At 64.8% G+C, this 23,776-nt stretch carries 14 protein-coding genes and 4 tRNA genes; 15 read left to right on the forward strand and 3 right to left on the reverse strand.

What is annotated here, in order from left to right; all coding sequences use genetic code 11:
* Nucleotides 1–23: 23 nt before the first annotated feature.
* From ACZK29_RS03920 to ACZK29_RS03930, 3 genes are all read right to left on the reverse strand, one after another.
* Entirely contained in the window at nucleotides 24–1,244 is a 1,221-nt protein-coding gene (locus ACZK29_RS03920) for an EAL domain-containing response regulator (protein WP_478446703.1), read from the reverse strand.
* On the reverse strand, nucleotides 1,241–4,012 hold the full coding sequence (locus ACZK29_RS03925) for a response regulator (RefSeq protein ID WP_478446704.1): 2,772 nt from the start codon (nucleotides 4,010–4,012) through the stop codon (nucleotides 1,241–1,243). The genes ACZK29_RS03920 and ACZK29_RS03925 overlap by 4 nt, the downstream gene beginning before the upstream one ends.
* Before the next feature lie 164 nt (nucleotides 4,013–4,176).
* Complete coding sequence (locus ACZK29_RS03930; RefSeq protein ID WP_111204499.1) at nucleotides 4,177–6,915, reverse strand: TonB-dependent receptor plug domain-containing protein; 2,739 nt, start codon at nucleotides 6,913–6,915, stop codon at nucleotides 4,177–4,179.
* 170 nt (nucleotides 6,916–7,085) lie between these two features.
* On the opposite strand from ACZK29_RS03930, the gene ACZK29_RS03935 reads away from it, so the two are divergent.
* The 15 genes from ACZK29_RS03935 (at nucleotide 7,086) to rpoC (ending at nucleotide 23,723) form a co-directional block, all read left to right on the forward strand.
* Complete coding sequence (locus tag ACZK29_RS03935; RefSeq protein ID WP_478446705.1) at nucleotides 7,086–8,105, forward strand: cyanophycinase; 1,020 nt, start codon at nucleotides 7,086–7,088, stop codon at nucleotides 8,103–8,105.
* A gap of 106 nt (nucleotides 8,106–8,211) precedes the next feature.
* Nucleotides 8,212–9,228: an isoaspartyl peptidase/L-asparaginase family protein gene (locus tag ACZK29_RS03940; protein ID WP_111204498.1), complete on the forward strand. Its 1,017-nt coding sequence runs from the start codon at nucleotides 8,212–8,214 to the stop codon at nucleotides 9,226–9,228.
* Between the two features lie 137 nt (nucleotides 9,229–9,365).
* Nucleotides 9,366–9,451: transfer RNA gene (locus ACZK29_RS03945), tRNA-Tyr, on the forward strand.
* A 24-nt stretch (nucleotides 9,452–9,475) separates the two neighbouring features.
* Nucleotides 9,476–9,549 (forward strand) — tRNA-Gly (locus ACZK29_RS03950).
* 49 nt (nucleotides 9,550–9,598) lie between these two features.
* Nucleotides 9,599–9,674: transfer RNA gene (locus ACZK29_RS03955), tRNA-Thr, on the forward strand.
* A gap of 41 nt (nucleotides 9,675–9,715) precedes the next feature.
* Nucleotides 9,716–10,906 (forward strand): elongation factor Tu, encoded by a 1,191-nt coding sequence (tuf, locus tag ACZK29_RS03960; RefSeq protein ID WP_004154360.1) that lies wholly within the window; start codon nucleotides 9,716–9,718, stop codon nucleotides 10,904–10,906.
* Nucleotides 10,907–11,009: 103 nt separating this feature from the next.
* Nucleotides 11,010–11,085: transfer RNA gene (locus ACZK29_RS03965), tRNA-Trp, on the forward strand.
* A 49-nt stretch (nucleotides 11,086–11,134) separates the two neighbouring features.
* Nucleotides 11,135–11,548 carry a preprotein translocase subunit SecE gene (secE, locus tag ACZK29_RS03970; RefSeq protein WP_005408202.1) on the forward strand — a complete coding sequence of 138 codons (414 nt, stop codon included), beginning with the start codon at nucleotides 11,135–11,137 and terminating at the stop codon, nucleotides 11,546–11,548.
* A 10-nt stretch (nucleotides 11,549–11,558) separates the two neighbouring features.
* On the forward strand, nucleotides 11,559–12,119 hold the full coding sequence (nusG, locus tag ACZK29_RS03975) for a transcription termination/antitermination protein NusG (RefSeq protein ID WP_004154362.1): 561 nt from the start codon (nucleotides 11,559–11,561) through the stop codon (nucleotides 12,117–12,119).
* Nucleotides 12,120–12,416: 297 nt separating this feature from the next.
* Nucleotides 12,417–12,845 carry a 50S ribosomal protein L11 gene (gene rplK, locus ACZK29_RS03980; RefSeq protein WP_004145248.1) on the forward strand — a complete coding sequence of 143 codons (429 nt, stop codon included), beginning with the start codon at nucleotides 12,417–12,419 and terminating at the stop codon, nucleotides 12,843–12,845.
* 4 nt (nucleotides 12,846–12,849) lie between these two features.
* Entirely contained in the window at nucleotides 12,850–13,548 is a 699-nt protein-coding gene (rplA, locus tag ACZK29_RS03985) for a 50S ribosomal protein L1 (protein WP_004154350.1), read from the forward strand.
* 384 nt (nucleotides 13,549–13,932) lie between these two features.
* On the forward strand, nucleotides 13,933–14,469 hold the full coding sequence (gene rplJ / locus ACZK29_RS03990) for a 50S ribosomal protein L10 (protein ID WP_478446706.1): 537 nt from the start codon (nucleotides 13,933–13,935) through the stop codon (nucleotides 14,467–14,469).
* Nucleotides 14,470–14,532: 63 nt separating this feature from the next.
* A complete protein-coding gene (gene rplL, locus ACZK29_RS03995) occupies nucleotides 14,533–14,901 on the forward strand; it encodes a 50S ribosomal protein L7/L12 (RefSeq protein ID WP_005408204.1) in 369 nt (122 codons plus the stop codon).
* 357 nt (nucleotides 14,902–15,258) lie between these two features.
* The gene (gene rpoB / locus ACZK29_RS04000) at nucleotides 15,259–19,413 is read left to right on the forward strand and encodes a DNA-directed RNA polymerase subunit beta (protein WP_005408205.1); all 4,155 of its coding nucleotides are present in this window, start codon (nucleotides 15,259–15,261) and stop codon (nucleotides 19,411–19,413) included.
* 89 nt (nucleotides 19,414–19,502) lie between these two features.
* Nucleotides 19,503–23,723 carry a DNA-directed RNA polymerase subunit beta' gene (gene rpoC / locus ACZK29_RS04005; RefSeq protein WP_111202449.1) on the forward strand — a complete coding sequence of 1,407 codons (4,221 nt, stop codon included), beginning with the start codon at nucleotides 19,503–19,505 and terminating at the stop codon, nucleotides 23,721–23,723.
* Nucleotides 23,724–23,776: the final 53 nt, after the last annotated feature.

A 23,776-nucleotide genomic window follows, 5' to 3' on the forward strand; every position in this document is an offset into this window, starting at 1 on the left:
GTGAAGCCCGAGTGGAACCGGGCTCATCGCAGGGCGGCCGATGCCGCCTCGTCCATTCGCGGCGATTCGTCATCCAGCAGACGGGTGAATTCATCCGATGGCAGCGCCTGCGAAATCAGGAAACCCTGCACCTGGCTGCAGCCGAGCTGGCGCAACGCCGCCAGGTCGGCATCGCTTTCCACGCCTTCGGCCACGATGGTAAGGCCCAGCTGGTTGGCCAGCGCGATGATGGTCGACAGGGTCAGATGCAAGGCAGGATCGCGGGCACAGCCACTGACCAGCGCACGGTCGATCTTGACCTCGGTGAAGGGCGTATTGACCAGGTTGTGCACCGAGCTCAGGCCTTGCCCGAAATCGTCCTGGGCGAGGCCGAAACCCTTCATGCGCAGGCGACAGGCGCCTGCATAGAAGTCGCTGACGTGCCGCGTGGTGCTGTTTTCCATCAGTTCGAAACACAGTTCACCCGGTGTGCCGCCCAGCGCCAGCGTCATTGCCAGCAGCTCGTCGGGCAGGTCGGACTGCTCCAGCAGATGCGGCGGCAGGTTGATCGATACCGGCACGCGGAAGCCCTGCTTGCGCCAGCGCGCCTGTGCCTTGATGCTGGCCTTGAGCATCATCCGCAACAGTTCGCCTTCCAGCCCATGGCGGCACATCGCGGGCAGGAAGCTGCCCGCGGCCAGTGTTCCCAGCTGCGGATGGCGCCAGCGCACCAGTGCTTCAGCAGCGACCACGCGCCCGGTCTGCAGCGATTTCTTGGGCTGGAACCAGGCCGTGAGGCCGCCGTCGGCCATTGCCTGGCGCAACTGTTGGGCATCGGGTTCCGGCAGCGCCGCCGCGCGTGCCGGTGCTGCATCCACCGACGGTCGCGCCTGCGCCAGCGCGTCGAGCAGCGCCTCGACGTCGGTCGCGGCCACCGGCTTGGGCAGCAGGCCGATCACCTCCAGTCCGAGCGATTCGGCCATCAGGCGCGCTGACGTCATCATCCGTCGCGATGCCGCGCTGACCACGGCCAGGCGTGGTGGCCGCGGTTGGGCGGCCAGCGCCTGTATGAACTGGATGCCGTCCTGTCCCGGCATCAGCAGATCGCTCACTACCAGATCGTAGGATTGGCAGGCGCACAGGGCGATCGCTGCTTCCACGTCCTCGCAGGCGTCGACCTGCACACCACGGCGGCTGCCGAACAGGTTGGCGAGATAGCCGCGCTGGAACGGCTGGTCTTCCAGGATCAGGATGCGCTGGGTCATGCGGGGTTTCCTTGGCGCAGGGCGGTGATCGCCTTGCGCAGGCGGGCGATGTCGATGGGTTTGCTCAGATAGCCCCGCATGCCGCTGGCAAGGCAGCGCTCGCGTTCTTCGGCGGTGGCGTTGGCGGTGGCACCGATCACCGGCAGTGGAATGCCGTCATCGCGTAGTTGCCGTGCAAACGCGTGGCCATCCATGCGCGGCATGTTGATGTCGGTCACCACCAGGTCGAAGCTGTGTTCACGGCACAGCTGCAGCGCTTCCATGCCGTCCTGGGCCAGTTCCACGTCGCAGCCCAGGGTGCGCAGCTGTTCTGCCAGGATCACCCGGTTGATCGGATTGTCCTCAACGGCCAGCACGCGCATGCCCAGCGGCATCAGCGGCGCTGCGCCCGCGGCTTCCGGCAGCGCCGTACCGCGTTGCTGGAGGTTGGCCACTGCGTTGCCGATCGCGGTCATGCCATGCAGGCTGACCACCAGGCTGCCATCGGGTGCCGCGATGGGCTGGTCGCCGCCGTCGATCGAGGCCACGACACGCGGGCCCTTCCAGGGCAGCGGCGTCGACGCTTCACCGTCCATCAGGATCGCGCCGTCATGGTCGAGCAGGGCAGGCTCACCGTGCAGCGGCTGTGCGTTGGCACCCCAACGTTGCAGCCAGCCGCACGCACTGTCGACCAGTTCGCGGTCACGGCCACGAACCAGGATCGGCGGCTCCGGCTTCAGGGTCGGCCCATCTTCGACAGCAGCCAGCACCGGCAGCGGCAGGCGCACACTGAAACTGCTGCCCAGCCCGGGTTCGCTGACCACCTGCAGCTCGCCACTCATCAGGCGGACCAGGCGGTCGCTGATGGACAGGCCAAGCCCGGTGCCCTGCGCGCTGGCTGCGCCGCGTACCTGACGGAAGGGCTCGAACAGGCGCGCCTGCTCTTCGGCGGCAATGCCCACGCCGGTGTCGGTCACTTGCCAGGCCAGCACGCTGGACTCGGCCTCGCGCTCCACCTGGCGTACGCGGAGGACCACGCGGCCGTGTTCGGTGAACTTGATCGCGTTGCTGAGCAGGTTGCCCAGCACCTGGCGGATCCGGTCGGCGTCGCCAAGAACGCGCGTCGGCAGGCGCGGGTCGGTGCAGACCAGGATCTGCAACCCCTTGCGGGTGGCGGACGCGGCGAAGCTGCGCAGCACGCTTTCGGTCAGTTCGCGCGGCGAGAATGAACTCGGCTCCAGGCTCAGCTGCCCGGACTCGATCTTGGAAACATCCAGCACGTCGCTGATCAGCTGCAACAGCACCGATGACGAGCTCTCGATGGTGCGCAGGTACTGCGATTGCCGCGCATCCAGCGCGGTGTGTCCAAGCAGTTCAAGCGTCCCCAGTACGCCGTACAGCGGTGTGCGGATTTCGTGGCTCATGGTGGCCAGGAACGCGCTCTTGGCCTGGTTGGCGGCATCGGCGGCCTGTCGTGCCGATGACAGCGCCGCCTGTGCCTGGCGATGCCGCGAGATGTCGTGGAAGACGCACAGCAGCACATCATCGCCCTGATAGCGGCAGGCGGCGTGCAACACCTGCAGTTGCCGGCCTTCGCGGGTTGTGAACTCCAGCCCACGGCCGCGTTCGCCGGCATGCCCGCGCCATGGCGCCTGCCAGTCGCTGTCTTCGCCATCCTGCCCCAGCCAGTCGCGCAGCAGCTGGTTGCAGAGCAGTAGATGGCGGTCACTGCGTCGCAGCACGCAGATCCCGACCGGGGCCATGTCGATCACCGTCGAGCTGAAGTCCAGATTCTCAAGCAGCCGGCGGTGCTGCTGGAGTGCCGGCTGGATCAATTGACCGTCGACGCGATGCCGCAGCAGGCGCAGCGTAAAGCCGGCCAGCAGCAGCGCCATGCTGCAGGCCAGCAGTGGCACCGCCAGGTCGCCCAGCAACAACGAGGGAGGCAGGTGGTAGACCAGCCGCCAGCCATCGTTGCCGACGCTCTTCACCAGGGCCACGCCGCGCGGTATGCCGCTGCTCCACAGCGTGCCGAAGCTGTCGTCCTGGCGTTGCCGCAACGTTTCCCAGCCCGCCCTGTCCAGGCGGGGCGTCTGGCTGGACAAGGCCGGTTGCGCCTGGTCATCGAGCAGCGCGTAGCCACCAATACCCTGGCCATCAATCATGCTCGCCGCCGCCGCACCATCCAGCAGCAGCAACAGCCACTGCGCCGGGTGCGGCCCCGCCTGCACCGGTTGCGCCAGTACCACTCCGGTGTCGCCCGGGCGCAGCCAGTACACGGGGTCGGCGCCGTCCAGGCTGCCGTTGCGCGCCTGCAATGCGTGCAGCGGCGGCAGTTGTGCCAGCGCCACGTCCACCTCGGCGCCAGCCAGCCTGTGCGGGCCACCTGTATCCACCAGTACCAGTTGTGTCTGCAGCGCCTGCAGCGTGTGTTCGGCACGTGCCGACAGCAGCAGTTGCTGGCCGCCTGCGCCATCGGGGATGTCCAGCGCAATCCGGCGCATGCCCTCGGCGTCGGTTGCCGAGGTGACCGGTGGGCCCTTCACCACCGAGTCGCCAAGGTAGCGCAGCAGGGCTTCACGCTGGTCGAAGTAGATCTGTGCCTTGTAGGCGGCTGCGTTCATTTCCCGGCGATGGGTCGAGATGTCCTCGTTGAACGTGCTCAGCAGGTAGAAGCCCGCCGCGGCTGCCAGGCAGATGAACACGCACACGGTCAGGCAGCGCAACAGCACCGATGCGGTGCTGGGCGGCGTGGACTGCGGCAGCAAGGGGCGGGGAATGCGGAACATGAACCGATGCTAGGGAGCCACGCCGAAGTGGCGGAATCAGTTGTTTCCTAAAAGCCGCTGCCGGGCTGCCCGCAGTGGCGCCGTGCGGGGCTTCCGTTCAGCAATGCATGAAAAAGCCCCCGCCGGAGCGGGGGCTTTGGGGAGCATGCTGCGGGCCGTCCTGCTTACAGTGCGCTGCCGCCGAACTTGTGGGTGTACTGCAGGTTGATGGTGCGGCCGACGCTGTCGAACCAGGACACGTCGTAGTACGGGTACGCGGTGTAGGTGGCGTCCTTCGGCGGCATCTTGTTGAACACGTTGACCACCGACAGCGACAGGCGCGAATGGTCGTCGAAGCGGTACTGCACCGAAGCGTTGTAGCGGTAGGTCGCCTTCACGTATGGGCTGTCACCGCTTTCCCAGTCGAACGACTGGTCGTAGTTGTCCGAGGTCGGCAGCTTGCCCAGGCGCGAACCGTAGACCGTGGCCGACCACGCGTCCTTCTCCCAGGTCACGCTCAGGCTGGTCTTGGTGCGCGGGATGTCGAATCCGCTGTTGACCGCGAACTGGTCCAGGGTCGGATCGCCAGGGTAGCGCTGGAAATCGTGCTTCTTCACCCAGGTGTGGGTGCCATTGAGGATGAAGTCGCCCATGCCGGTCTGCAGGCGGTAGCGCAGGCCGACGTCGATGCCGGAGGTGGACTCGCGGGCGACATTGATCGGGGCCACGCGCACGCCATACAGGCGGCCATCGCTGGTGCGGGTGATGCGGTCGAGCGCATCCACGCAGGTCGGCGAGCTGATGTCGGCAGTGCCGAGCCGGCAGTTCGCTTCGTTGGCCAGGATGGTGCGCACATCCATGTCCTGCACCTGCTTGCGCATGTCGATGTCGAACCAGTCCACCGACAGGTCCAGGCCGATCGCCGGCGACCAGACGAAGCCAGCGCTCCACGAGGTGCTGGTTTCCGGGTCGAGCTGGCGGTTGCCGGTGCGGCTGCGGATCAGGTTGCGCTCGTAGTCGGAGCAGTCGCTGGCGCCGTCGGCACGGCAGCTGTACAGGTCCTCGGCAGTGGTCTCGTCGTTGCCGGGGCCCGCGAACACGTAGTGCAGGTCCGGCGCGCGGAACGCCGTGCCATACGAACCACGTACCAGCAGGGTGTCGATCGGGCGCCATTCCAGGCCGCCGCTCCAGGTCGCCTTGCCGATGGTGTGGCCCGAATAGCGGTACTGGTCGTAACGGCCGGCCACGCTCAGGTTGATCGTCTCGTGCAGCGGCATGCGCAGCTCGGCGGCGGTCGCCCAGCGGTTGCGCGAGCCCTGGCCGTCCGAGTCCTTCCAGCTGTAGTAGTAGTACTGGGTGGCCAGCGGATCGGGATTGAGCGCGTAGGCCTGCTGGCCCACTTCCACGGTCGCGGCGAAACCGGCATCACCGCCCGGCAGGCCGAACAGCGCCGAGTTGGTCAGGGTGAACGCTGCGGTCTCGGTGCGCGACTTCGGCGAATAGGTGGTGCGTGCGGCAATCGAATCGTACTCGGCGCGGGTCAGCGGCCGGTACAGCCGCGACGGGTCCGCGTTGTAGATCGGGAAGCCATCATCATCCACACCCAGCTGCGGGCCCAGGAACAGGTCATTGGCCTTGGAGGCGATGATCTGCGCCCAGCTGATCCGCGACTGGTACTGCGAGTGGCTCAGCGCCGCTTCGTAGTCCCAGTTGCCGATCAGGTTGCCCTTGAAGCCGGTGGTCACGCTGAAGGTCTTCTGCGTGCTGCGTACCATCGCATTGCGCAGGCCGCCCATCTCCTCGGGCGAGAACTGGCGCTGCCAGAACTCGATCTCGCCGGTGGCCTGGTTGTTGAAATAGCCCGACTCATCGCCACTGGCATCCATCCGGCCCCACTTGGTGACATCGCGCATCAGCGACATCGTGTGGTAGCCCAGCTGCACGTCGGCAAACCACTGCTGGCCATTGTCGAAGTCGTAGCTCAGCGATGCGTAGCCGTTGGCTCCACGGCGCTTGCTGAGGATGGTGCCGTAGCCGATCGACGCGTCGCTGCCGCAGTAGTAACCGTACTTCGGACGGTAGGCGCGGTAGGTGCTGCCCTGGTTCTGCCCGGCCAGTGCGTCGCAGGTGGCGGCACCCGGGTCCAGGTAGTTGTCGTCGTAGTCGGTACGCAGGTAAGCGCGGCGCGCGATGCGCGAGCCCTCGGTGGGGCCGTCCTGGGTCGAATCCTGGATGTCGCGCTCATAGGCCCACAGCGGGGTCTGCGACTGCAGCTCGACGCTGTACACGGCGTTGAAGTTGCCGCGGCTGAAGCCGCTGGCCAGGCTCATGTCGAACGACTCGCCACCGCCTTCGCTGGTGGTGCCCATGCGCATGTCGATCGTGGTGCCGTCGGCCTTCTTCTTCAGGATGAAGTTGACCACGCCGGCGATCGCGTCCGAGCCGTAGATGGCCGAGGCGCTGCCGGTCAGCACTTCGATGCGCTCGATCATGCCCAGCGGGATGTTGGAGACGTCGGTGAAGTTGCTGCGGCCCTTGAACGGCATCGGGAAGTCGGCGATGCGGCGGCCGTTGACCAGTACCAGTGTGTGGTTCGGGCCCAGGCCGCGCAGGTCCACCTGCTGGGCGCCCGGCGAGAAGTCGGCGCCACTGGAGGACTGCTGGCTCTGCGTCTCACCGCCGTTCTGGGTCATCGCGCGCAGCACGTCCGGCACGGTGGTGAAGCCGCTGGAGCGGATCTGCTCGGCGCTGATCACCGTGATCGGGGCGGGGCCTTCCACCTGGGCGCGCGGAATGCGCGAACCGGTGACCTGCACCGCGTCCAGTTGTTGAACCGAAGAGGAAGCCGGAGCCTGGGCCGCCGCGGAAGCAGCCACGCCCATCAACGCCAGCTGGATCGACCACGCCATCGCCTTTCTACGCATGAGGAATTCTCGGAAATGAAGCCGGCCCGCAGAGGAGGGGCCATGTCCCCCATTCAGATTTCCGGAATGGGCGCGCGCATTTAACGCCTTTTTCATGTCCTTGACTACTGGGTCTCTATCTGGCAAAGAGTGAAAACGCTTGCAAGTCGATTTTGTTCAGGGAGATCAAGATGCGACGCCCCCACAGCCCCCTGCGCGGACGCTTCCTCTGGCTGGCACTGCTGGTTCTGGCGTGGCCCTTCGCGGCCCTTGCCGAGGATCTGCAGGGGCCTGGCTTTGCCTATTACGAAGTGGGTGACCTGGAGGCGCCGAGGCCCGGTCCGCGCGCACCGGCGATGATGCTGATGGGCGGTGGTGAATGGGTGCCCGAGGCCTTCCAGTGGTGGCTCCGGCAGGCCGGCAACGGCCGCGTGCTGATCCTGCGCGCTTCCGGTGGCGATGAGTTGCAGGAACGGCTCTATCGCGAGATCGGTGGGATCACCGCGGTGCAGACCCTGGTCTTCGACAGTCGCCGCGGCGCGGACGATCCCGCCGTGCTGCGCGTGGTTGCCGCAGCCGATGCCATCTTCATCGCCGGCGGTGACCAGTCACGCTACATCCGCTTCTGGAAGGGCACCGCGCTCAACCGCGCGCTCAACGCACATGTGCGTGCAGGCAAGCCGATTGCCGGTACCAGCGCCGGACTGGCGATCCTCGGTGGCTATGCCTACGGCGCGATGGATGGTGGCAGCATCACCTCGGCCGGAGCCCTGGCGGACCCGATGGGCAGCGCGGTGACCATGGACAGCGGCTTCCTGCAGATGCCCTACCTGCAGCGCGTAGTCACCGACACCCACTTCGACAAGCGCGACCGGCTCGGTCGCCTGATCGTGTTCGTGGCGCGCGCCGCACAGGACAGTGGCGACCCCGATATCGTCGGCATCGGGGTCGACGAGGACACCGCTCTCTGCGTCGAACCGGATGGCCAGGCCCAAGTCTACAGTGCCGACGGCGAAGGCAAGGTCTGGGTGGTCAGCCCCGGGCGTGATGCGGACCGCCTGGTCGAAGGAGAGCCGTTGCGCTTCCATGCGGTGCCGGTGACGGTGGTCGCCAGCGGCAGCCGCATGCGCCTGGACGATTTCCAGGCCGAGGCCGATTACCAGGCCGTGGCCGACGTCAGCGACGGCGAGATTGAGTTCACGCTTCGGTAGTGCCGGCCGCTGGCCGGCAACTTACCTTCCCTGATGCGCCCCTTGCCGGCCAGCGGCCGGCACTACCCTGCAATCCATTCCCTCGTTACTGCTGGAGACGTACCCGATGAAACTGCGCCTGGCGCTGTCCGCGCTGCTGTCCCTGCCGTTGCTCGCCCAGGCCGCACCGGCCACCTCGCCGCTGCTGGTCATCCATGGCGGCGCCGGCGTCGAGCGCAAGGACCTGTCACCGGCCGAAGAGAAGGCGGCACGTGAAGCGCTGCGGGCGGCGCTGCTGAAGGGGCATGCCGAACTGGCCGCGGGTCGCCCGGCGCTCGCTGCGGTCACCGCGGCGATCACCGTGCTGGAGGACGATCCGACCTTCAATGCCGGCAAGGGTGCGGTGTTCACCCACGACGGCCGCAACGAGCTGGATGCGGCGGTGATGGATGGCGCCACCCAGGCCGCGGGTGCGGTGGCCGGCGTGCAGCGGGTGCGCAACCCGATCCTGCTGGCGCAGACCGTGATGCAGAAATCCAGGCACGTGATGATGGTCGGGCAGGGCGCAGAGGCGTTCGCGGTGGAGCAGGGCATCACCTTGGTTGATCCGGCGTACTTCCGCACCGACAAGCGCTGGCAGCAGCTGCAGCGCGCGCTGAAGGAAGAGGCCAGCGGCCAGGCGCATGCCGACCTGGAGACCGCAAAGCACTTCGGTACCGTGGGTGCGGTCGCATTGGACGCGCAGGGACATCTCGCGGCGGGCACCTCCACCGGTGGCATGACCAACAAGCGGTATGGGCGTGTGGGTGATTCGCCGATCATCGGCGCCGGTACCTGGGCCGACGCACGCTGCGCGGTGTCTGGCACCGGCTGGGGCGAGTACTACATCCGTACTGCTGCCGCGCACGAGATCTGCGCACGCATGCGTTACCAGGGGCAGAGCCCGGAGCAGGCCGGCAAGGGCGTGATCAACGAGACGATCCCGCAGATGGGCGGCGATGGCGGTGCGATCGTGCTCGCCGCAGACGGAAAAATGGCCACGCCGTTCAACACCCAGGGCATGTATCGGGGCTGGATCGGCGCCGACGGTGTCCCTCATGTCGCAATTTTCGCCAGCGAGACCCTGCCGGTCCCCAGGCAATAACCTTGCGTATCAATGGGTTTGCGACAACGTGTGAAAAAGATGGAAAAAAGCGTTGACAGGCTCCCGTCCCATCAGCAGAATAAGCGGCTCACCACCACACACCGCAACGCTTCGGCGGCAACGGGATGGGGTGGTAAGGAGGGATACCCAAGCGGCCAACGGGGGCAGACTGTAAATCTGCTGGCTTACGCCTTCGGTGGTTCGAATCCACCTCCCTCCACCAGTTTCACGTTATGACATTCCCGGCGCGGGAGTAGTTCAATGGTAGAACCTCAGCCTTCCAAGCTGATGGTGCGGGTTCGATTCCCGTCTCCCGCTCCATTGAATGAACTTTGAATATTATCGAGTTCATGTCATAATGCAAAACTCGGCTCACGTAGCTCAGTCGGTAGAGCACTTCCTTGGTAAGGAAGAGGTCGAAGGTTCGATTCCTTTCGTGAGCACCATCTTAAGCATCACCTCTCAGACGAATTCGAGATAAGCAGCCATGGCCAAGGGTAAGTTCGAGCGCACCAAGCCGCACGTCAATGTCGGCACCATCGGTCACGTCGACCACGGCAAGACCACGCTGACCGCCGCACTGACCAAGATCGGTGCCGAGCGCTTCGGTGGCGAGTTCAAGGACTACTCCTCGATCGACGCCGCTCCGGAAGAAAAGGCTCGTGGCATCACGATCTCGACCGCGCACGTCGAATACGAATCCCCGGTCCGTCACTACGCCCACGTCGATTGCCCGGGCCACGCTGACTACGTCAAGAACATGATCACCGGTGCCGCCCAGATGGACGGCGCGATCCTGGTGTGCTCGGCCGCTGACGGCCCGATGCCGCAGACCCGCGAGCACATCCTGCTGTCGCGTCAGGTCGGCGTGCCGTACATCGTCGTGTTCCTGAACAAGGCCGACATGGTTGACGACGCCGAGCTGCTCGAGCTGGTCGAGATGGAAGTGCGCGAGCTGCTGAGCAAGTACGACTTCCCGGGCGACGACACCCCGATCATCGCTGGTTCGGCCCGTCTGGCGCTGGAAGGCGACCAGAGCGACATCGGCGTGCCGGCCATCCTGAAGCTGGTCGACGCCCTGGACAGCTGGATCCCGGAGCCGGAGCGTGCGATCGACAAGCCGTTCCTGATGCCGGTGGAAGACGTGTTCTCGATCTCGGGCCGCGGCACCGTGGTGACCGGTCGTATCGAGCGCGGCGTGATCAAGGTTGGCGACGAAATCGAAATCGTCGGTATCCGTCCGGTGCAGAAGACCACCGTGACCGGCGTTGAAATGTTCCGCAAGCTGCTGGACCAGGGTCAGGCAGGCGACAACGCTGGCCTGCTGCTGCGCGGCACCAAGCGTGACGACGTCGAGCGTGGCCAGGTCCTGGCCAAGCCGGGTTCGATCAAGCCGCACACCAAGTTCGAAGGTGAAGTCTACGTGCTGTCGAAGGACGAGGGCGGCCGTCACACCCCGTTCTTCAATGGCTACCGTCCGCAGTTCTACTTCCGCACCACCGACATCACCGGCGCAGCTGCTCTGCCGGAAGGCGTCGAAATGGTGATGCCGGGTGACAACGTCAAGATGGTCGTCACCCTGATCAACCCGGTGGCAATGGACGAAGGCCTGCGCTTCGCCATCCGCGAAGGCGGCCGTACCGTCGGCGCCGGCGTGGTCTCGAAGATCATCGAGTAAGCCTGCAGTACCGGTGGTTGCATAGCGCCGCCGGTTACGCGAATGGCGGGCCGGGAACCTCGGTCCGCCTTCGCCGTCTAAGGGAAGGCAAGTTTCAAAACGTACGCCAGTAGCTCAATTGGCAGAGCAGCGGTCTCCAAAACCGCAGGTTGGGGGTTCGAGTCCCTCCTGGCGTGCCATCTGCCCACCTTATCCAGCGGCCTGGGCCGCTAAAGCAGACACAGCCTGATGAATAGCAAGATCGAACACTCCAAGGACAACTCCGCCAACGGTGGGGATATCGTCAAGTATGTCGCCGCATCGCTGCTGGTGCTGGCCGGTCTGTTCGTCTGGTTCTGGTTCTCCGCCGACTCCGGTCGCGCCACCCAGCTGGGTGCGTGGGCGGGTCAGCTGCGTGCGTTGGCGGTCGTAGTCGGTCTGGTTGGCGGTATCGGCGTGTTCATGCTGACCGGCAAGGGGCGCGACACCCGCGAATTCCTCTCCGAGTCGCGCTTCGAACTGCGCAAGGTGGTCTGGCCGACGCGCCAGGAAGCCATCCGCATGACCTGGGTCGTGATGGTGGTGGTGACCATTCTCAGTCTGTTGCTGGGTGGGTTCGATTACGTCATTCAGTGGCTGGTTCAGTTGTTCCTGAGCCGCTAAGGAGAATTGCATGAAGCGTTGGTACGTCGTTCACGCCTATTCGGGCTTCGAGAAGTCGGTGGCGCAGGCTCTGCGCGATCGCATCGTCCGTGACGGCATGGAAGAGCGCTTCGGCGATGTCCTGGTCCCGACCGAAGAAGTGGTCGAGATGCGCGCTGGCCAGAAGCGCCGTTCCGAGCGCAAGTTCTTCCCGGGTTACGTGCTGGTCCAGATCGAGACCCACGAAGAAGCCGGTATTCCGCGCATCGACAACGAAAGCTGGCACCTGGTCAAGGAAACCCCGCGCGTGATGGGCTTCATCGGCGGCACCGCCGACCGTCCGCTGCCGATCGCCGATTCCGAAGCCGAGGCCATCCTGAACCGCGTTCAGGAAGGTGTCGAGAAGCCGCGCCCGAAGGTGCTGTTCGAGCCGGGCCAGATGGTCCGCGTCACCGACGGCCCGTTCAACGATTTCAATGGCGTCGTCGAAGAGGTCAACTACGAGAAGAGCCGTCTGCGCGTCTCGGTGCTGATCTTTGGTCGTGCCACCCCGGTCGAACTCGAGTTCGGCCAGGTCGAAAAGGCCGTCTGATCCAGCTGTAGAGTCGAGCCATGCTCGACTCCGGGGTCTGGATGGTGTGGCAGTCGAGCATGGCTCGACTCTGCAAAGGGAACCGGGCCTTGCCCGGTTTCTTCCGTTTACGTGCCGCTTCAGGCATGTGAAGAAAAAACCTGATATAGTGCGCGGCTCCCCGCTGGGAAGCCAGCAGGACGAGGCCGCCGCAAGGTGGCCTTCAGCATGATTTCAAAACGCGATGCCGGGACGCGTGATTCCCGGTCCGATGGGGAGCCTGTTGTCGAAAGGCGCTAGCACCCGGAGAGCATACTCATGGCAAAGAAAGTTGTCGGTTACATCAAGCTGCAGGTGAAGGCCGGTCAGGCCAACCCCTCGCCGCCGGTCGGTCCTGCGCTGGGTCAGCGCGGTCTGAACATCATGGAATTCTGCAAGGCGTTCAACGCTGCCACGCAGAAGCTCGAGCCGGGCCTGCCGGTTCCGGTGATCATCACGGCCTACTCGGACCGTACGTTCACCTTCATCACCAAGAGCACCCCGGCCACCACCCTGCTGAAGAAGGCCGCTGGCATCTCGTCGGGCTCCAAGCGCCCGAACACCGAGAAGGTCGGCAAGGTCACCCGTAAGCAGCTGGAAGAGATCGCCAAGGCGAAGGAACCGGATCTGACTGCCGCCGATCTGGACGCCGCCGTGCGTACCATCGCTGGCTCTGCCCGTTCCATGGGCCTCGTGGTGGAGGGTTAATAAGATGGCACAGACCAAGCGTGAGAAGGCCATCAAGGCCGCCGTCGTTCCGGGCAAGGCATACGCCTTCGAGGACGCGATCAACATCCTGAAGAGCGCCACCAAGGCCAAGTTCGTCGAGTCGATCGACGTCGCTGTGCGCCTGGGCGTCGATGCGAAGAAGTCCGACCAGCAGGTCCGTGGCTCCACCGTGCTGCCGGCCGGTACCGGCAAGTCGGTCCGCGTCGCCGTGTTCGCTCCGGCCGGTGCCAAGGCTGATGAAGCCCTGGCCGCTGGCGCCGAAGCCGTCGGTATGGATGACCTGGCCGAGAAGATGCAGGCCGGCGATCTGAACTACGACGTCGTCATCGCGACCCCGGACGCCATGCGCGTCGTCGGTAAGCTGGGCACCGTGCTGGGCCCGCGCGGCCTGATGCCGAACCCGAAGGTCGGCACCGTTTCCCCGAACCCGGGTGAAGCCGTGAAGAACGCCAAGTCGGGTCAGGTCCGTTACCGCACCGACAAGGCCGGCATCATCCACTGCACCATCGGCAAGGCCGACTTCGCCGAAGACGCGCTGAAGTCCAACCTGACCGCGCTGCTGCTGGACCTGATCAAGGCCAAGCCGGCCACCTCGAAGGGCACCTACCTGCAGAAGGTTTCGGTCAGCTCGACGATGGGCCCGGGCGTCACCGTCGACCAGTCGTCGCTGACCCTGAAGTAATTGTTTGAAGCGGTCACGGTGCCCCTGGTGCCGTGACCGTGACATTTGAAGGCATCGCTGGCAGTGCATCGCCCGCGGTAGCCGTCAAAGACCGCAGGCGCGGTCGTGGCACTACCGGCGACGGGCACGGAAGCTCGATCTGGCAAGGAGTCGCCGCCGGAGCAGTCACGAACGCTTAATCGATTCCCCGGAATCAACCTGCGTAGATGGTGCCCTTCTGGAGTTTTTCTGGTTCACGCATGTCTGGGATTTCCCTGATTGCCTCCAGGTCTGGAACGGCCCACCCCCCGGAACATCATCCCGATGTTCCCGGCGTCCAGGACGGATGCCGCACAGGACCGCACACGGCAGGAGCCGTAAGCGGAGTTCAATAGGAGGAGTGCAATGGCTCTCAATCTGTCCCAGAAGCAAGAAGTAGTCGCCGAGCTGGCAGACGTCGCCGCCAAGGCCCACTCCTTGATCGCAGCCGAATACGCTGGCACCACGGTCGCCCAGATGACCGCGATGCGCAAGCAGGCTCGTGAAACCGGTGTTTTCTTGAAGGTTGTCAAGAACACCCTGGCTTCGCGCGCCGTTGAAGGCACCGAGTTCGCAGTCGCCCAGGACCAGATGGTTGGTCCGCTGCTGTACGCGTTCTCGCTCGAGGAGCCCGGCGCTGCCGGTCGCCTGATCAAGGAAGCCGCCAAGGGCAACGACAAGCTGAAGGCTAAGGTCGTCGCCATCGGTGGCGAAGTGTTCCCGGCAAGCCACGTCGACGTGCTGGCCTCGCTGCCGACCCGCGACCAGGCCCTGGCCATGCTGGCCCGCGTCCTGACCGAGCCGGTCACGATGTTTGCCCGCGCCATCAAGGCCGTTGGCGAGAAGCAGGGTGGTGGCGATGTCGCCGCCGACGCTGCCGAATCGGCCGCCGAGACCGCCTGAGTTTCGACTTACCGTGGTTCCTGACGGAACCTCAACCCAGAAAATCATCCAAAGGTATTAATCATGTCCCTTACCAACGAACAGATCGTCGACGCCATCGCCGAGAAGTCCCTGATGGAAGTGATGGAGCTGGTCAAGGCCATCGAAGAGAAGTTCGGCGTCTCCGCCGCTGCTCCGGTTGCCGTGGCTGCTGCCGCTGGCCCGGCCGCTGCTGTTGAAGAGCAGACCGAGTTCACCGTCACCCTGAAGTCGGCCGGCGACAAGAAGGTCGAAGTCATCAAGGCCGTCCGCGCCATCACCGGCCTGGGCCTGAAGGAAGCGAAGGACCTGGCCGAAGCCGGTGGCGTCCTGAAGGAAGGCGCTTCGAAGGAAGACGCCGAGAAGATGAAGAAGGACCTGGAAGCTGCTGGCGCGACTGTCGAAGTCAAGTAAGCAGTTACCTTGCATCGTCACCGATTCACGGCGATGCAGCCAAGGCTGGGGGCGTAAGCCCCCGGCCTTTGGTCGTTGTTGCGGTGTTGTGAATCCACGCCATGCGTGGATGTAATCGGTAGATCCACGCCATGCGTGGATGCAAGAAGCAGCAAAAAGCCCAACACGGGCTGCAGTCAAACCCCGGCCGGCCAGCGCAGCGCGCGGCAGCAGGGGCGTGGTAGCAGACGAGTTGGCAGTTGGAAGTAGCGGGAGAAGGCGTGCTGGTGCCGGCAATACCAGCGACTTCCAACTGACAATTTCAAGTTTCCTTCTGGGTCGTGGACGCACGGCCCGCACAACAAGGTGGAAGACCTCATGACGTCCTATTCGTTCACCGAAAAAAAGCGTATCCGCAAGGATTTCGGCAAGCAGCGTTCGATTCTCGAAGTGCCGTTCCTGCTCGCCATCCAGGTGGATTCCTACCGTGAATTCCTGCAGGAAAACGTCGATCCGGCCAAGCGCACGGACCACGGCCTGCACGCTGCGCTGAAGTCGGTCTTCCCGATCGCCAGCTACAGCGGCAACGCTGCCCTGGAATACGTCGGCTACAAGCTGGGCGAACCGGTCTTCGACGAGCGCGAGTGCCGCCAGCGTGGCATGAGCTACGGCGCCCCGCTGCGCGTGACCGTGCGCCTGGTGATCTACGACCGTGAGTCGTCGACCAAGGCCATCAAGTACGTGAAGGAGCAGGAGGTCTATCTGGGCGAAATCCCGCTGATGACCGAGAACGGCACCTTCATCGTCAACGGCACCGAGCGCGTCATCGTCTCGCAGCTGCACCGCTCGCCGGGCGTGTTCTTCGACCACGACCGTGGCAAGACCCACAGCTCGGGCAAGCTGCTGTACAGCGCCCGCATCATTCCTTACCGCGGCTCCTGGCTGGACTTCGAGTTCGACCCGAAGGACGCGCTGTTCACCCGTATCGACCGTCGCCGCAAGCTGCCGGTGTCGATCCTGCTGCGCGCGCTCGGCTACAGCAACGAAGAGATGCTGGCCGAGTTCTTCGAGATCAACACCTTCCACATCAACCCGGATGAAGGCGTCCAGCTGGAGCTGGTGCCGGAGCGCCTGCGTGGCGAAACCCTGGGCTTCGACCTCGCCGACGGCGACAAGGTCATCGTGGAAGCCGGCAAGCGCATCACCGCGCGCCACATCAAGCAGCTGGAAGCCTCGGGCATCGCCGCCCTGGCCGTGCCGGACGACTACATCGTCGGCCGCATCCTGTCGCACGACGTGGTTGACGCCTCGACCGGCGAACTGCTGGCCCAGGCCAATGACGAGATCACCGACGAGCAGCTGCAGGCCTTCCGCAAGGCCGGTGTGGATGCCGTGGGCACCCTGTGGGTGAACGATCTGGATCGTGGCCCGTACCTGTCCAACACCCTGCGCATCGACCCGACCAAGACCCAGCTGGAAGCCCTGGTCGAGATCTACCGCATGATGCGTCCGGGCGAGCCGCCGACCAAGGACGCTGCGCAGAACCTGTTCCACAACCTGTTCTTCACCTTCGAGCGCTACGACCTGTCCGCGGTCGGCCGCATGAAGTTCAACCGTCGCGTGGGCCGCAAGGAAACCACCGGCGAAGCCGTGCTGTACGACAGCAAGTACTTCGGTGAGCGCAACGACGAAGAGTCCAAGCGCCTGGTCGCCGCCCACGGCGACAGCTCCGACATCCTGGACGTGATCAAGGTCCTGACCGAGATCCGCAACGGTCGCGGCGTGGTCGACGATATCGACCACCTGGGCAACCGTCGCGTGCGTTCGGTCGGCGAAATGGCCGAAAACGTGTTCCGCGTCGGCCTGGTCCGCGTCGAGCGCGCGGTCAAGGAGCGCCTGTCGATGGCCGAGTCCGAAGGCCTGACCCCGCAGGAGCTGATCAACGCCAAGCCGGTTGCCGCTGCCATCAAGGAGTTCTTCGGCTCCTCGCAGCTGTCGCAGTTCATGGACCAGAACAACCCGCTGTCGGAAGTGACCCACAAGCGTCGCGTCTCGGCCCTGGGCCCGGGCGGTCTGACCCGTGAGCGCGCCGGCTTCGAAGTGCGCGACGTGCACCCGACCCATTACGGCCGCGTCTGCACCATCGAGACCCCGGAAGGCCCGAACATCGGCCTGATCAACTCGCTGGCCGTGTACGCCCGCACCAACCAGTACGGTTTCCTCGAGACCCCGTACCGCAAGGTCGTGGACGGCAAGGTCTATGACGAAGTCGAGTTCCTGTCGGCCATCGAAGAAAACGAGTACGTCATTGCGCAGGCCAACGCGCTGACCGACGCCAAGGGCACCCTGACCGAGCAGTTCGTTCCGTGCCGCTTCCAGGGCGAATCGCTGCTGAAGCCGCCGGCGGAAGTCCACTTCATGGACGTCTCGCCGATGCAGACCGTGTCGATCGCGGCCGCGCTGGTTCCGTTCCTGGAGCACGATGACGCGAACCGCGCACTGATGGGCGCCAACATGCAGCGTCAGGCCGTGCCGACCCTGCGTGCGCAGAAGCCGCTGGTCGGTACCGGCATCGAGCGCGCCGTGGCACGTGACTCCGGCGTGACCGTGAACGCCCGTCGTGGTGGCGAGATCGTGCAGATCGACGCGGCCCGCATCGTGGTCAAGGTCAACGAGGAAGAGATCGTTGGCGCCACCGACGCAGGCGTGGACATCTACAACCTGGTCAAGTACACCCGGTCGAACCAGAACACCTGCATCAACCAGCGTCCGCTGGTCCAGGTGGGTGACGTCATCGCCCGCGGCGACGTGTTGGCCGACGGTCCGTCCACCGACATCGGCGAACTGGCCCTGGGCCAGAACATGCTGATCGCGTTCATGCCGTGGAACGGCTACAACTTCGAAGACTCCATCCTGCTCTCCGAGCGCGTGGTGGAAGAGGATCGTTACACCACGATCCACATCGAAGAGCTGACCTGCGTCGCGCGTGACACCAAGCTGGGGCCGGAGGAAATCTCCGCCGACATCCCGAACGTCTCCGAGCAGGCGCTGAACCGCCTGGACGAGAGCGGCGTGGTGTACATCGGTGCCGAAGTCCGCGCCGGCGACATCATGGTCGGCAAGGTCACCCCGAAGGGCGAAAGCCAGCTGACCCCGGAAGAGAAGCTGCTGCGCGCGATCTTCGGCGAGAAGGCTTCGGACGTGAAGGACAGCTCGCTGCGCGTTCCGCCGGGCATGGACGGCACCGTCATCGACGTGCAGGTCTTCACCCGCGACGGCATCGAGAAGGACAAGCGCGCCCGCCAGATCGAAGAGTCTGAAATCAAGCGCGTCAAGAAGGACTTCGACGACCAGTTCCGCATCCTGGAAGCGGCCATCTACATGCGTCTGCGTTCGCAGATCGTGGGCAAGGTGGTCAACGGTGGCGCTGGCCTGAAGAAGGGTGATGTGATCACCGACGCCTTCCTGGACGGCCTGAAGAAGGCTGACTGGTTCGCCCTGCGCATGAAGGATGAGGACGCTTCGGAAGCCATCGAGCGCGCGCAGAAGCAGATCCAGGCGCACGAGAAGGAATTCGAGCGTCGCTTCGCCGACAAGCGCGGCAAGATCACCGCCGGCGACGACCTCGCCCCGGGCGTGCTGAAGATGGTCAAGGTGTTCCTGGCCGTGAAGCGCCGCATCCAGCCGGGCGACAAGATGGCAGGCCGCCACGGCAACAAGGGTGTGGTGTCCAACGTGGTGCCGGTCGAGGACATGCCGTACATGGCCTCGGGCGAAACCGTGGACATCGTGCTGAACCCGCTGGGCGTGCCGTCGCGTATGAACATCGGCCAGATCCTGGAAGTGCACCTGGGCTGGGCGGCCAAGGGTCTGGGTCGCAAGATCCAGGCGATGATGGAAGCCCAGGCCGCCGTTGCCGACCTGCGCAAGTTCCTGGACGACATCTACAACCACGACGACACCAACGTGGCCAACCGTGTCGACCTGTCGCAGTTCAGCGACGAGGAACTGCTGCGCCTGGCCCGTAACCTCACCGACGGCGTGCCGATGGCCACCCCGGTGTTCGACGGCGCCACCGAAGCGGAAATCAAGCGCATGCTGGAACTGGCCGACCTGCCGAGCAGTGGCCAGACCCAGCTGTACGACGGCCGCACCGGTGAAGCGTTCGATCGCCACACCACCGTGGGTTACATGCACTACCTGAAGCTGAACCACCTGGTCGACGACAAGATGCACGCCCGTTCGACCGGTCCGTACTCGCTCGTTACCCAGCAGCCGCTGGGCGGCAAGGCGCAGTTCGGCGGCCAGCGCTTCGGTGAAATGGAAGTCTGGGCGCTGGAAGCCTACGGCGCGGCCTACACCCTGCAGGAAATGCTGACGGTGAAGTCCGATGACGTGCAGGGCCGCAACCAGATGTACAAGAACATCGTCGACGGTGAGCACGAGATGGTCGCGGGCATGCCGGAATCCTTCAACGTGCTCGTGAAGGAAATCCGCTCGCTGGCCATCAACATGGAACTGGAAGACAACTGATCCATGCCGGCGCGGCGGCCTCCACCGCCGCGCCGCTGGCAGTCAACTGAAAGCCCATCGACACAGCATTCCTCCTTCTGGAGAACACCATGAAAGACCTGCTCAACCTCTTCAACCAGCAGCGCCAGACGCTGGACTTCGACGCGATCAAGATCGCGCTGGCCTCGCCGGACCTGATCCGTTCGTGGTCCTTCGGCGAAGTGAAGAAGCCGGAAACCATCAACTACCGTACCTTCAAGCCGGAACGCGACGGCCTGTTCTGCGCCGCCATCTTCGGCCCGGTGAAGGACTACGAGTGCCTGTGCGGCAAGTACAAGCGCATGAAGCACCGCGGCGTGGTCTGCGAAAAGTGCGGCACCGAAGTGACCCTGGCCAAGGTGCGCCGCGAGCGCATGGGCCACATCGACCTGGCCTCGCCGGTCGCGCACATCTGGTTCCTGAAGTCGCTGCCGTCGCGCATCGGCCTGATGCTGGACATGACCCTGCGCGACATCGAGCGCGTGCTGTACTTCGAAGCCTACGTGGTGACCGAGCCGGGCCTGACCGCCCTGGAGCGCCGCCAGCTGCTGACCGAAGAACAGTACCTGCAGGCCCGCCAGGAGCACGGTGACGACTTTGACGCCGCCATGGGCGCCGAGGCCGTGTACGAACTGCTGCGCACGATCGACCTGCAGTCGGAAATGACCCGCCTGCGCGAGGAAATCGCCGCTACCGGTTCGGAAACCAAGCTGAAGCGACTGACCAAGCGCATCAAGCTGATCGAAGCGTTCCTGGAATCGGGCAACCGTCCGGAATGGATGGTCATGACCGTGCTGCCGGTGCTGCCGCCGGACCTGCGTCCGCTGGTCCCGCTGGATGGCGGCCGCTTCGCGACCTCCGACCTGAACGACCTGTACCGCCGCGTCATCAACCGCAATAACCGCCTGCGCCGCCTGCTCGAACTGAGCGCGCCGGACATCATCGTGCGCAATGAAAAGCGCATGCTGCAGGAATCGGTCGATGCGCTGCTGGACAACGGCCGTCGTGGCCGTGCCATCACCGGCACCAACAAGCGCCCGCTGAAGTCGCTGGCCGACATGATCAAGGGCAAGCAGGGTCGCTTCCGCCAGAACCTGCTCGGCAAGCGCGTCGACTACTCCGGCCGTTCGGTCATCGTGGTCGGCCCGTACCTGCGCCTGCACCAGTGCGGCCTGCCGAAGAAGATGGCGCTCGAGCTGTTCAAGCCGTTCGTCTTCGCCAAGCTGCAGCGTCGTGGCCTGGCCACCACCATCAAGGCCGCCAAGAAGCTGGTCGAGCGCGAAGAAGCCGAAGTCTGGGACATCCTGGAAGAGGTCATCCGCGAGCATCCGGTGATGCTGAACCGTGCGCCGACCCTGCACCGTCTGGGTATCCAGGCGTTCGAGCCGGTGCTGATCGAAGGCAAGGCCATCCAGCTGCACCCGCTGGTCTGCACCGCGTTCAACGCCGACTTCGACGGTGACCAGATGGCCGTCCACGTGCCGCTCTCGCTGGAAGCCCAGCTGGAAGCGCGTGCGCTGATGATGTCGACCAACAACATCCTGTCGCCGGCCAACGGCGAGCCGATCATCGTGCCGTCGCAGGACGTCGTGCTGGGTCTGTACTACATGACCCGCTCGCTGGAAAACAAGAAGGGCGAGGGCATGGCCTTCGCCAACATCGCCGAAGTCAAGCGCGCCTACGACAACCGCGTGGTGGAACTGCACGCCAAGGTCAAGGTCCGCATCACCGAGGTGGTGACCGACGAAGATGGCAACAAGCAGAACAAGACCTCGATCGTGGACACCACGATCGGTCGCGCCCTGCTGGCTGAAATCCTGCCGGAAGGCCTGCCGTTCGCGCTGGCCAACACCGAGCTGACCAAGAAGAACATCAGCCGCCTGATCAACTCCAGCTACCGCCAGCTGGGTCTGAAGGACACGGTCGTGTTCGCCGACAAGCTGATGTACACCGGCTTCGCCTACGCGACCCGCGCCGGCGTCTCGATCGGCATCGACGACATGCTGATCCCGGACGAGAAGAAGGGCATCCTCACCGAGGCCGAAGCCGAAGTGCTGGAAATCCAGGAGCAGTACCAGTCGGGCCTGGTCACCGCCGGCGAGCGCTACAACAAGGTGGTCGACATCTGGTCGCGCACCAACGAGCGCATCGCCAAGGCGATGATGGACACCATCGGTACCGAGAAGGTGGTCAATGCCAAGGGTGAGACCATCGACCAGAAGTCGATGAACTCGCTGTACATCATGGCCGACTCCGGTGCGCGTGGTTCGCAGGCGCAGATCCGCCAGCTGGCCGGTATGCGTGGCCTGATGGCGCGTCCGGACGGCTCGATCATCGAGACGCCCATCAAGGCGAACTTCCGCGAAGGCCTGAACGTGCAGGAGTACTTCAACTCCACCCACGGTGCCCGTAAGGGTCTGGCCGATACCGCGCTGAAGACCGCGAACTCGGGTTACCTGACCCGTCGTCTGGTCGACGTCGCGCAGGACGTGGTGATCACCGAGGTGGATTGCGGTACCACCGAAGGCCTGATCATGACCCCGATCGTGGAAGGCGGCGACGTGGTCGAGCCGCTGAAGGATCGCGTGCTGGGTCGCGTGGTTGCCGAGGACGTGTTCCTGCCGGGCAACGACGAAGATCCGATCGTCACCCGCAACACCCTGCTGGACGAAGCCTGGGTTGCCAAGCTGGAAGATGCCGGCGTGCAGACCATCAAGGTCCGCTCGACCATCTCCTGCGAATCGGCCTTCGGTGTCTGCTCGCGCTGCTACGGCCGCGATCTGGCCCGCGGCCACCTGGTCAACATCGGTGAAGCGGTCGGCGTCATCGCCGCTCAGTCGATCGGTGAACCGGGTACCCAGCTGACCATGCGTACGTTCCACATCGGTGGTGCGGCGTCGCGAGCTGCTGCGGTCGACAACATCACCGTCAAGACCACCGGCTCGGTCAAGTTCAGCAACCTCAAGTCCGTCGAGCACGCCAATGGCTCGCTGGTGGCAGTGTCGCGCTCGGGCGAAATCTCGGTGCTCGATGCCCACGGCCGTGAGCGTGAGCGTTACAAGCTGCCGTACGGTGCGACCATCACGTCCAAGGACGGTGATGCGATCAAGGCTGGCCAGACCGTGGCCAACTGGGATCCGCATAACCACCCGATCGTGTCGGAAGTGGCCGGCTTCATCCGCTTCATCGACTTCGTCGACGGCATCACCGTCATCGAGAAGACCGACGAGCTGACCGGCCTGGCGTCGCGCGAAATCACCGATCCGAAGCGTCGTGGTACCCAGGCCAAGGACCTGCGCCCGATCGTGCGCATCGTCGACGCCAAGGGCAACGACCTGTCGATCCCAGGCACCGACCTGCCGGCGCAGTACCTGCTGCCGCCGCGCTCGATCGTCAACCTGCAGGACGGCGCTGCCGTCGGCGTGGGTGACGTGGTCGCCAAGATCCCGCAGGAAGCGTCGAAGACCCGCGACATCACCGGTGGTCTGCCGCGCGTGGCCGACCTGTTCGAAGCGCGCAAGCCGAAGGATCCGGCGGTGCTGGCCGAGCGTTCGGGCATCATCAGCTTCGGCAAGGACACCAAGGGCAAGCAGCGCCTGATCATCAAGGACACCGATGGTTCGGAGCACGAAGAGCTGATCCCGAAGTACCGCCAGGTCATCGTGTTCGAAGGCGAGCATGTCACCAAGGGTGAAACCATCGTGGACGGCGAGCCGAGCCCGCAGGACATCCTGCGCCTGCTGGGTGTCGAACCGCTGGCTGCCTACCTGGTGAAGGAAATCCAGGACGTGTACCGCCTGCAGGGCGTGAAGATCAACGACAAGCACATCGAGGTGATCACCCGCCAGATGCTGCGCAAGGTCGAGATCACCGACCAGGGCAGCAGCAAGTTCCTGAACGGCGAACAGGTGGAGCGCCAGCGCGTTATCGAGGAGAATGCCCGCCTTGCAGCCCGCAATGAGCTGCCGGCGCACTTCGATCCGGTGCTGCTGGGTATCACCAAGGCCTCGCTGGCGACCGAATCGTTCATCTCGGCCGCGTCGTTCCAGGAAACCACCCGCGTGCTGACCGAAGCGGCCGTCCGCGGCACCTCGGACAACCTGCGTGGCCTGAAGGAAAACGTCATCGTGGGTCGCCTGATTCCGGCCGGTACCGGCCTGGCGTACCACAGCAACCGCCGTCGCGGCGCTTCCGGTCTCACCGAGTCGGAAATGCAGACCCTGGCCGGCACCCCGGCTGCGGTCGAGGCACCGGTGGTTGAAGCCGAAGCTGAACAGGCCTCGGAAGACTGATGCACCGGTCCGGCCCCAGGGCCGGACCACCCGGGCGGGTAGAGTCGACTGCT

It is taken from the genome of Stenotrophomonas sp. 89682_Sma (assembly GCF_056481405.1).

Bases quoted from the DNA above. Each gene is read 5' to 3' on its own strand.
- rplK (WP_004145248.1), top strand. From the start codon at position 12,417: ATGGCAAAGAAAGTTGTCGGTTACATCAAGCTGCAGGTGAAGGCCGGT.
- rplA (WP_004154350.1), top strand. From the start codon at position 12,850: ATGGCACAGACCAAGCGTGAGAAGGCCATCAAGGCCGCCGTCGTTCCG.
- ACZK29_RS03920 (WP_478446703.1), bottom strand. From the start codon at position 1,244: ATGACCCAGCGCATCCTGATCCTGGAAGACCAGCCGTTCCAGCGCGGC.
- rpoB (WP_005408205.1), top strand. From the start codon at position 15,259: ATGACGTCCTATTCGTTCACCGAAAAAAAGCGTATCCGCAAGGATTTC.
- ACZK29_RS03940 (WP_111204498.1), top strand. From the start codon at position 8,212: ATGAAACTGCGCCTGGCGCTGTCCGCGCTGCTGTCCCTGCCGTTGCTC.
- rplL (WP_005408204.1), top strand. From the start codon at position 14,533: ATGTCCCTTACCAACGAACAGATCGTCGACGCCATCGCCGAGAAGTCC.
- ACZK29_RS03925 (WP_478446704.1), bottom strand. From the start codon at position 4,012: ATGTTCCGCATTCCCCGCCCCTTGCTGCCGCAGTCCACGCCGCCCAGC.
- ACZK29_RS03935 (WP_478446705.1), top strand. From the start codon at position 7,086: ATGCGACGCCCCCACAGCCCCCTGCGCGGACGCTTCCTCTGGCTGGCA.
- ACZK29_RS03930 (WP_111204499.1), bottom strand. From the start codon at position 6,915: ATGCGTAGAAAGGCGATGGCGTGGTCGATCCAGCTGGCGTTGATGGGC.
- rplJ (WP_478446706.1), top strand. From the start codon at position 13,933: ATGGCTCTCAATCTGTCCCAGAAGCAAGAAGTAGTCGCCGAGCTGGCA.
- tuf (WP_004154360.1), top strand. From the start codon at position 9,716: ATGGCCAAGGGTAAGTTCGAGCGCACCAAGCCGCACGTCAATGTCGGC.
- secE (WP_005408202.1), top strand. From the start codon at position 11,135: ATGAATAGCAAGATCGAACACTCCAAGGACAACTCCGCCAACGGTGGG.
- rpoC (WP_111202449.1), top strand. From the start codon at position 19,503: ATGAAAGACCTGCTCAACCTCTTCAACCAGCAGCGCCAGACGCTGGAC.
- nusG (WP_004154362.1), top strand. From the start codon at position 11,559: ATGAAGCGTTGGTACGTCGTTCACGCCTATTCGGGCTTCGAGAAGTCG.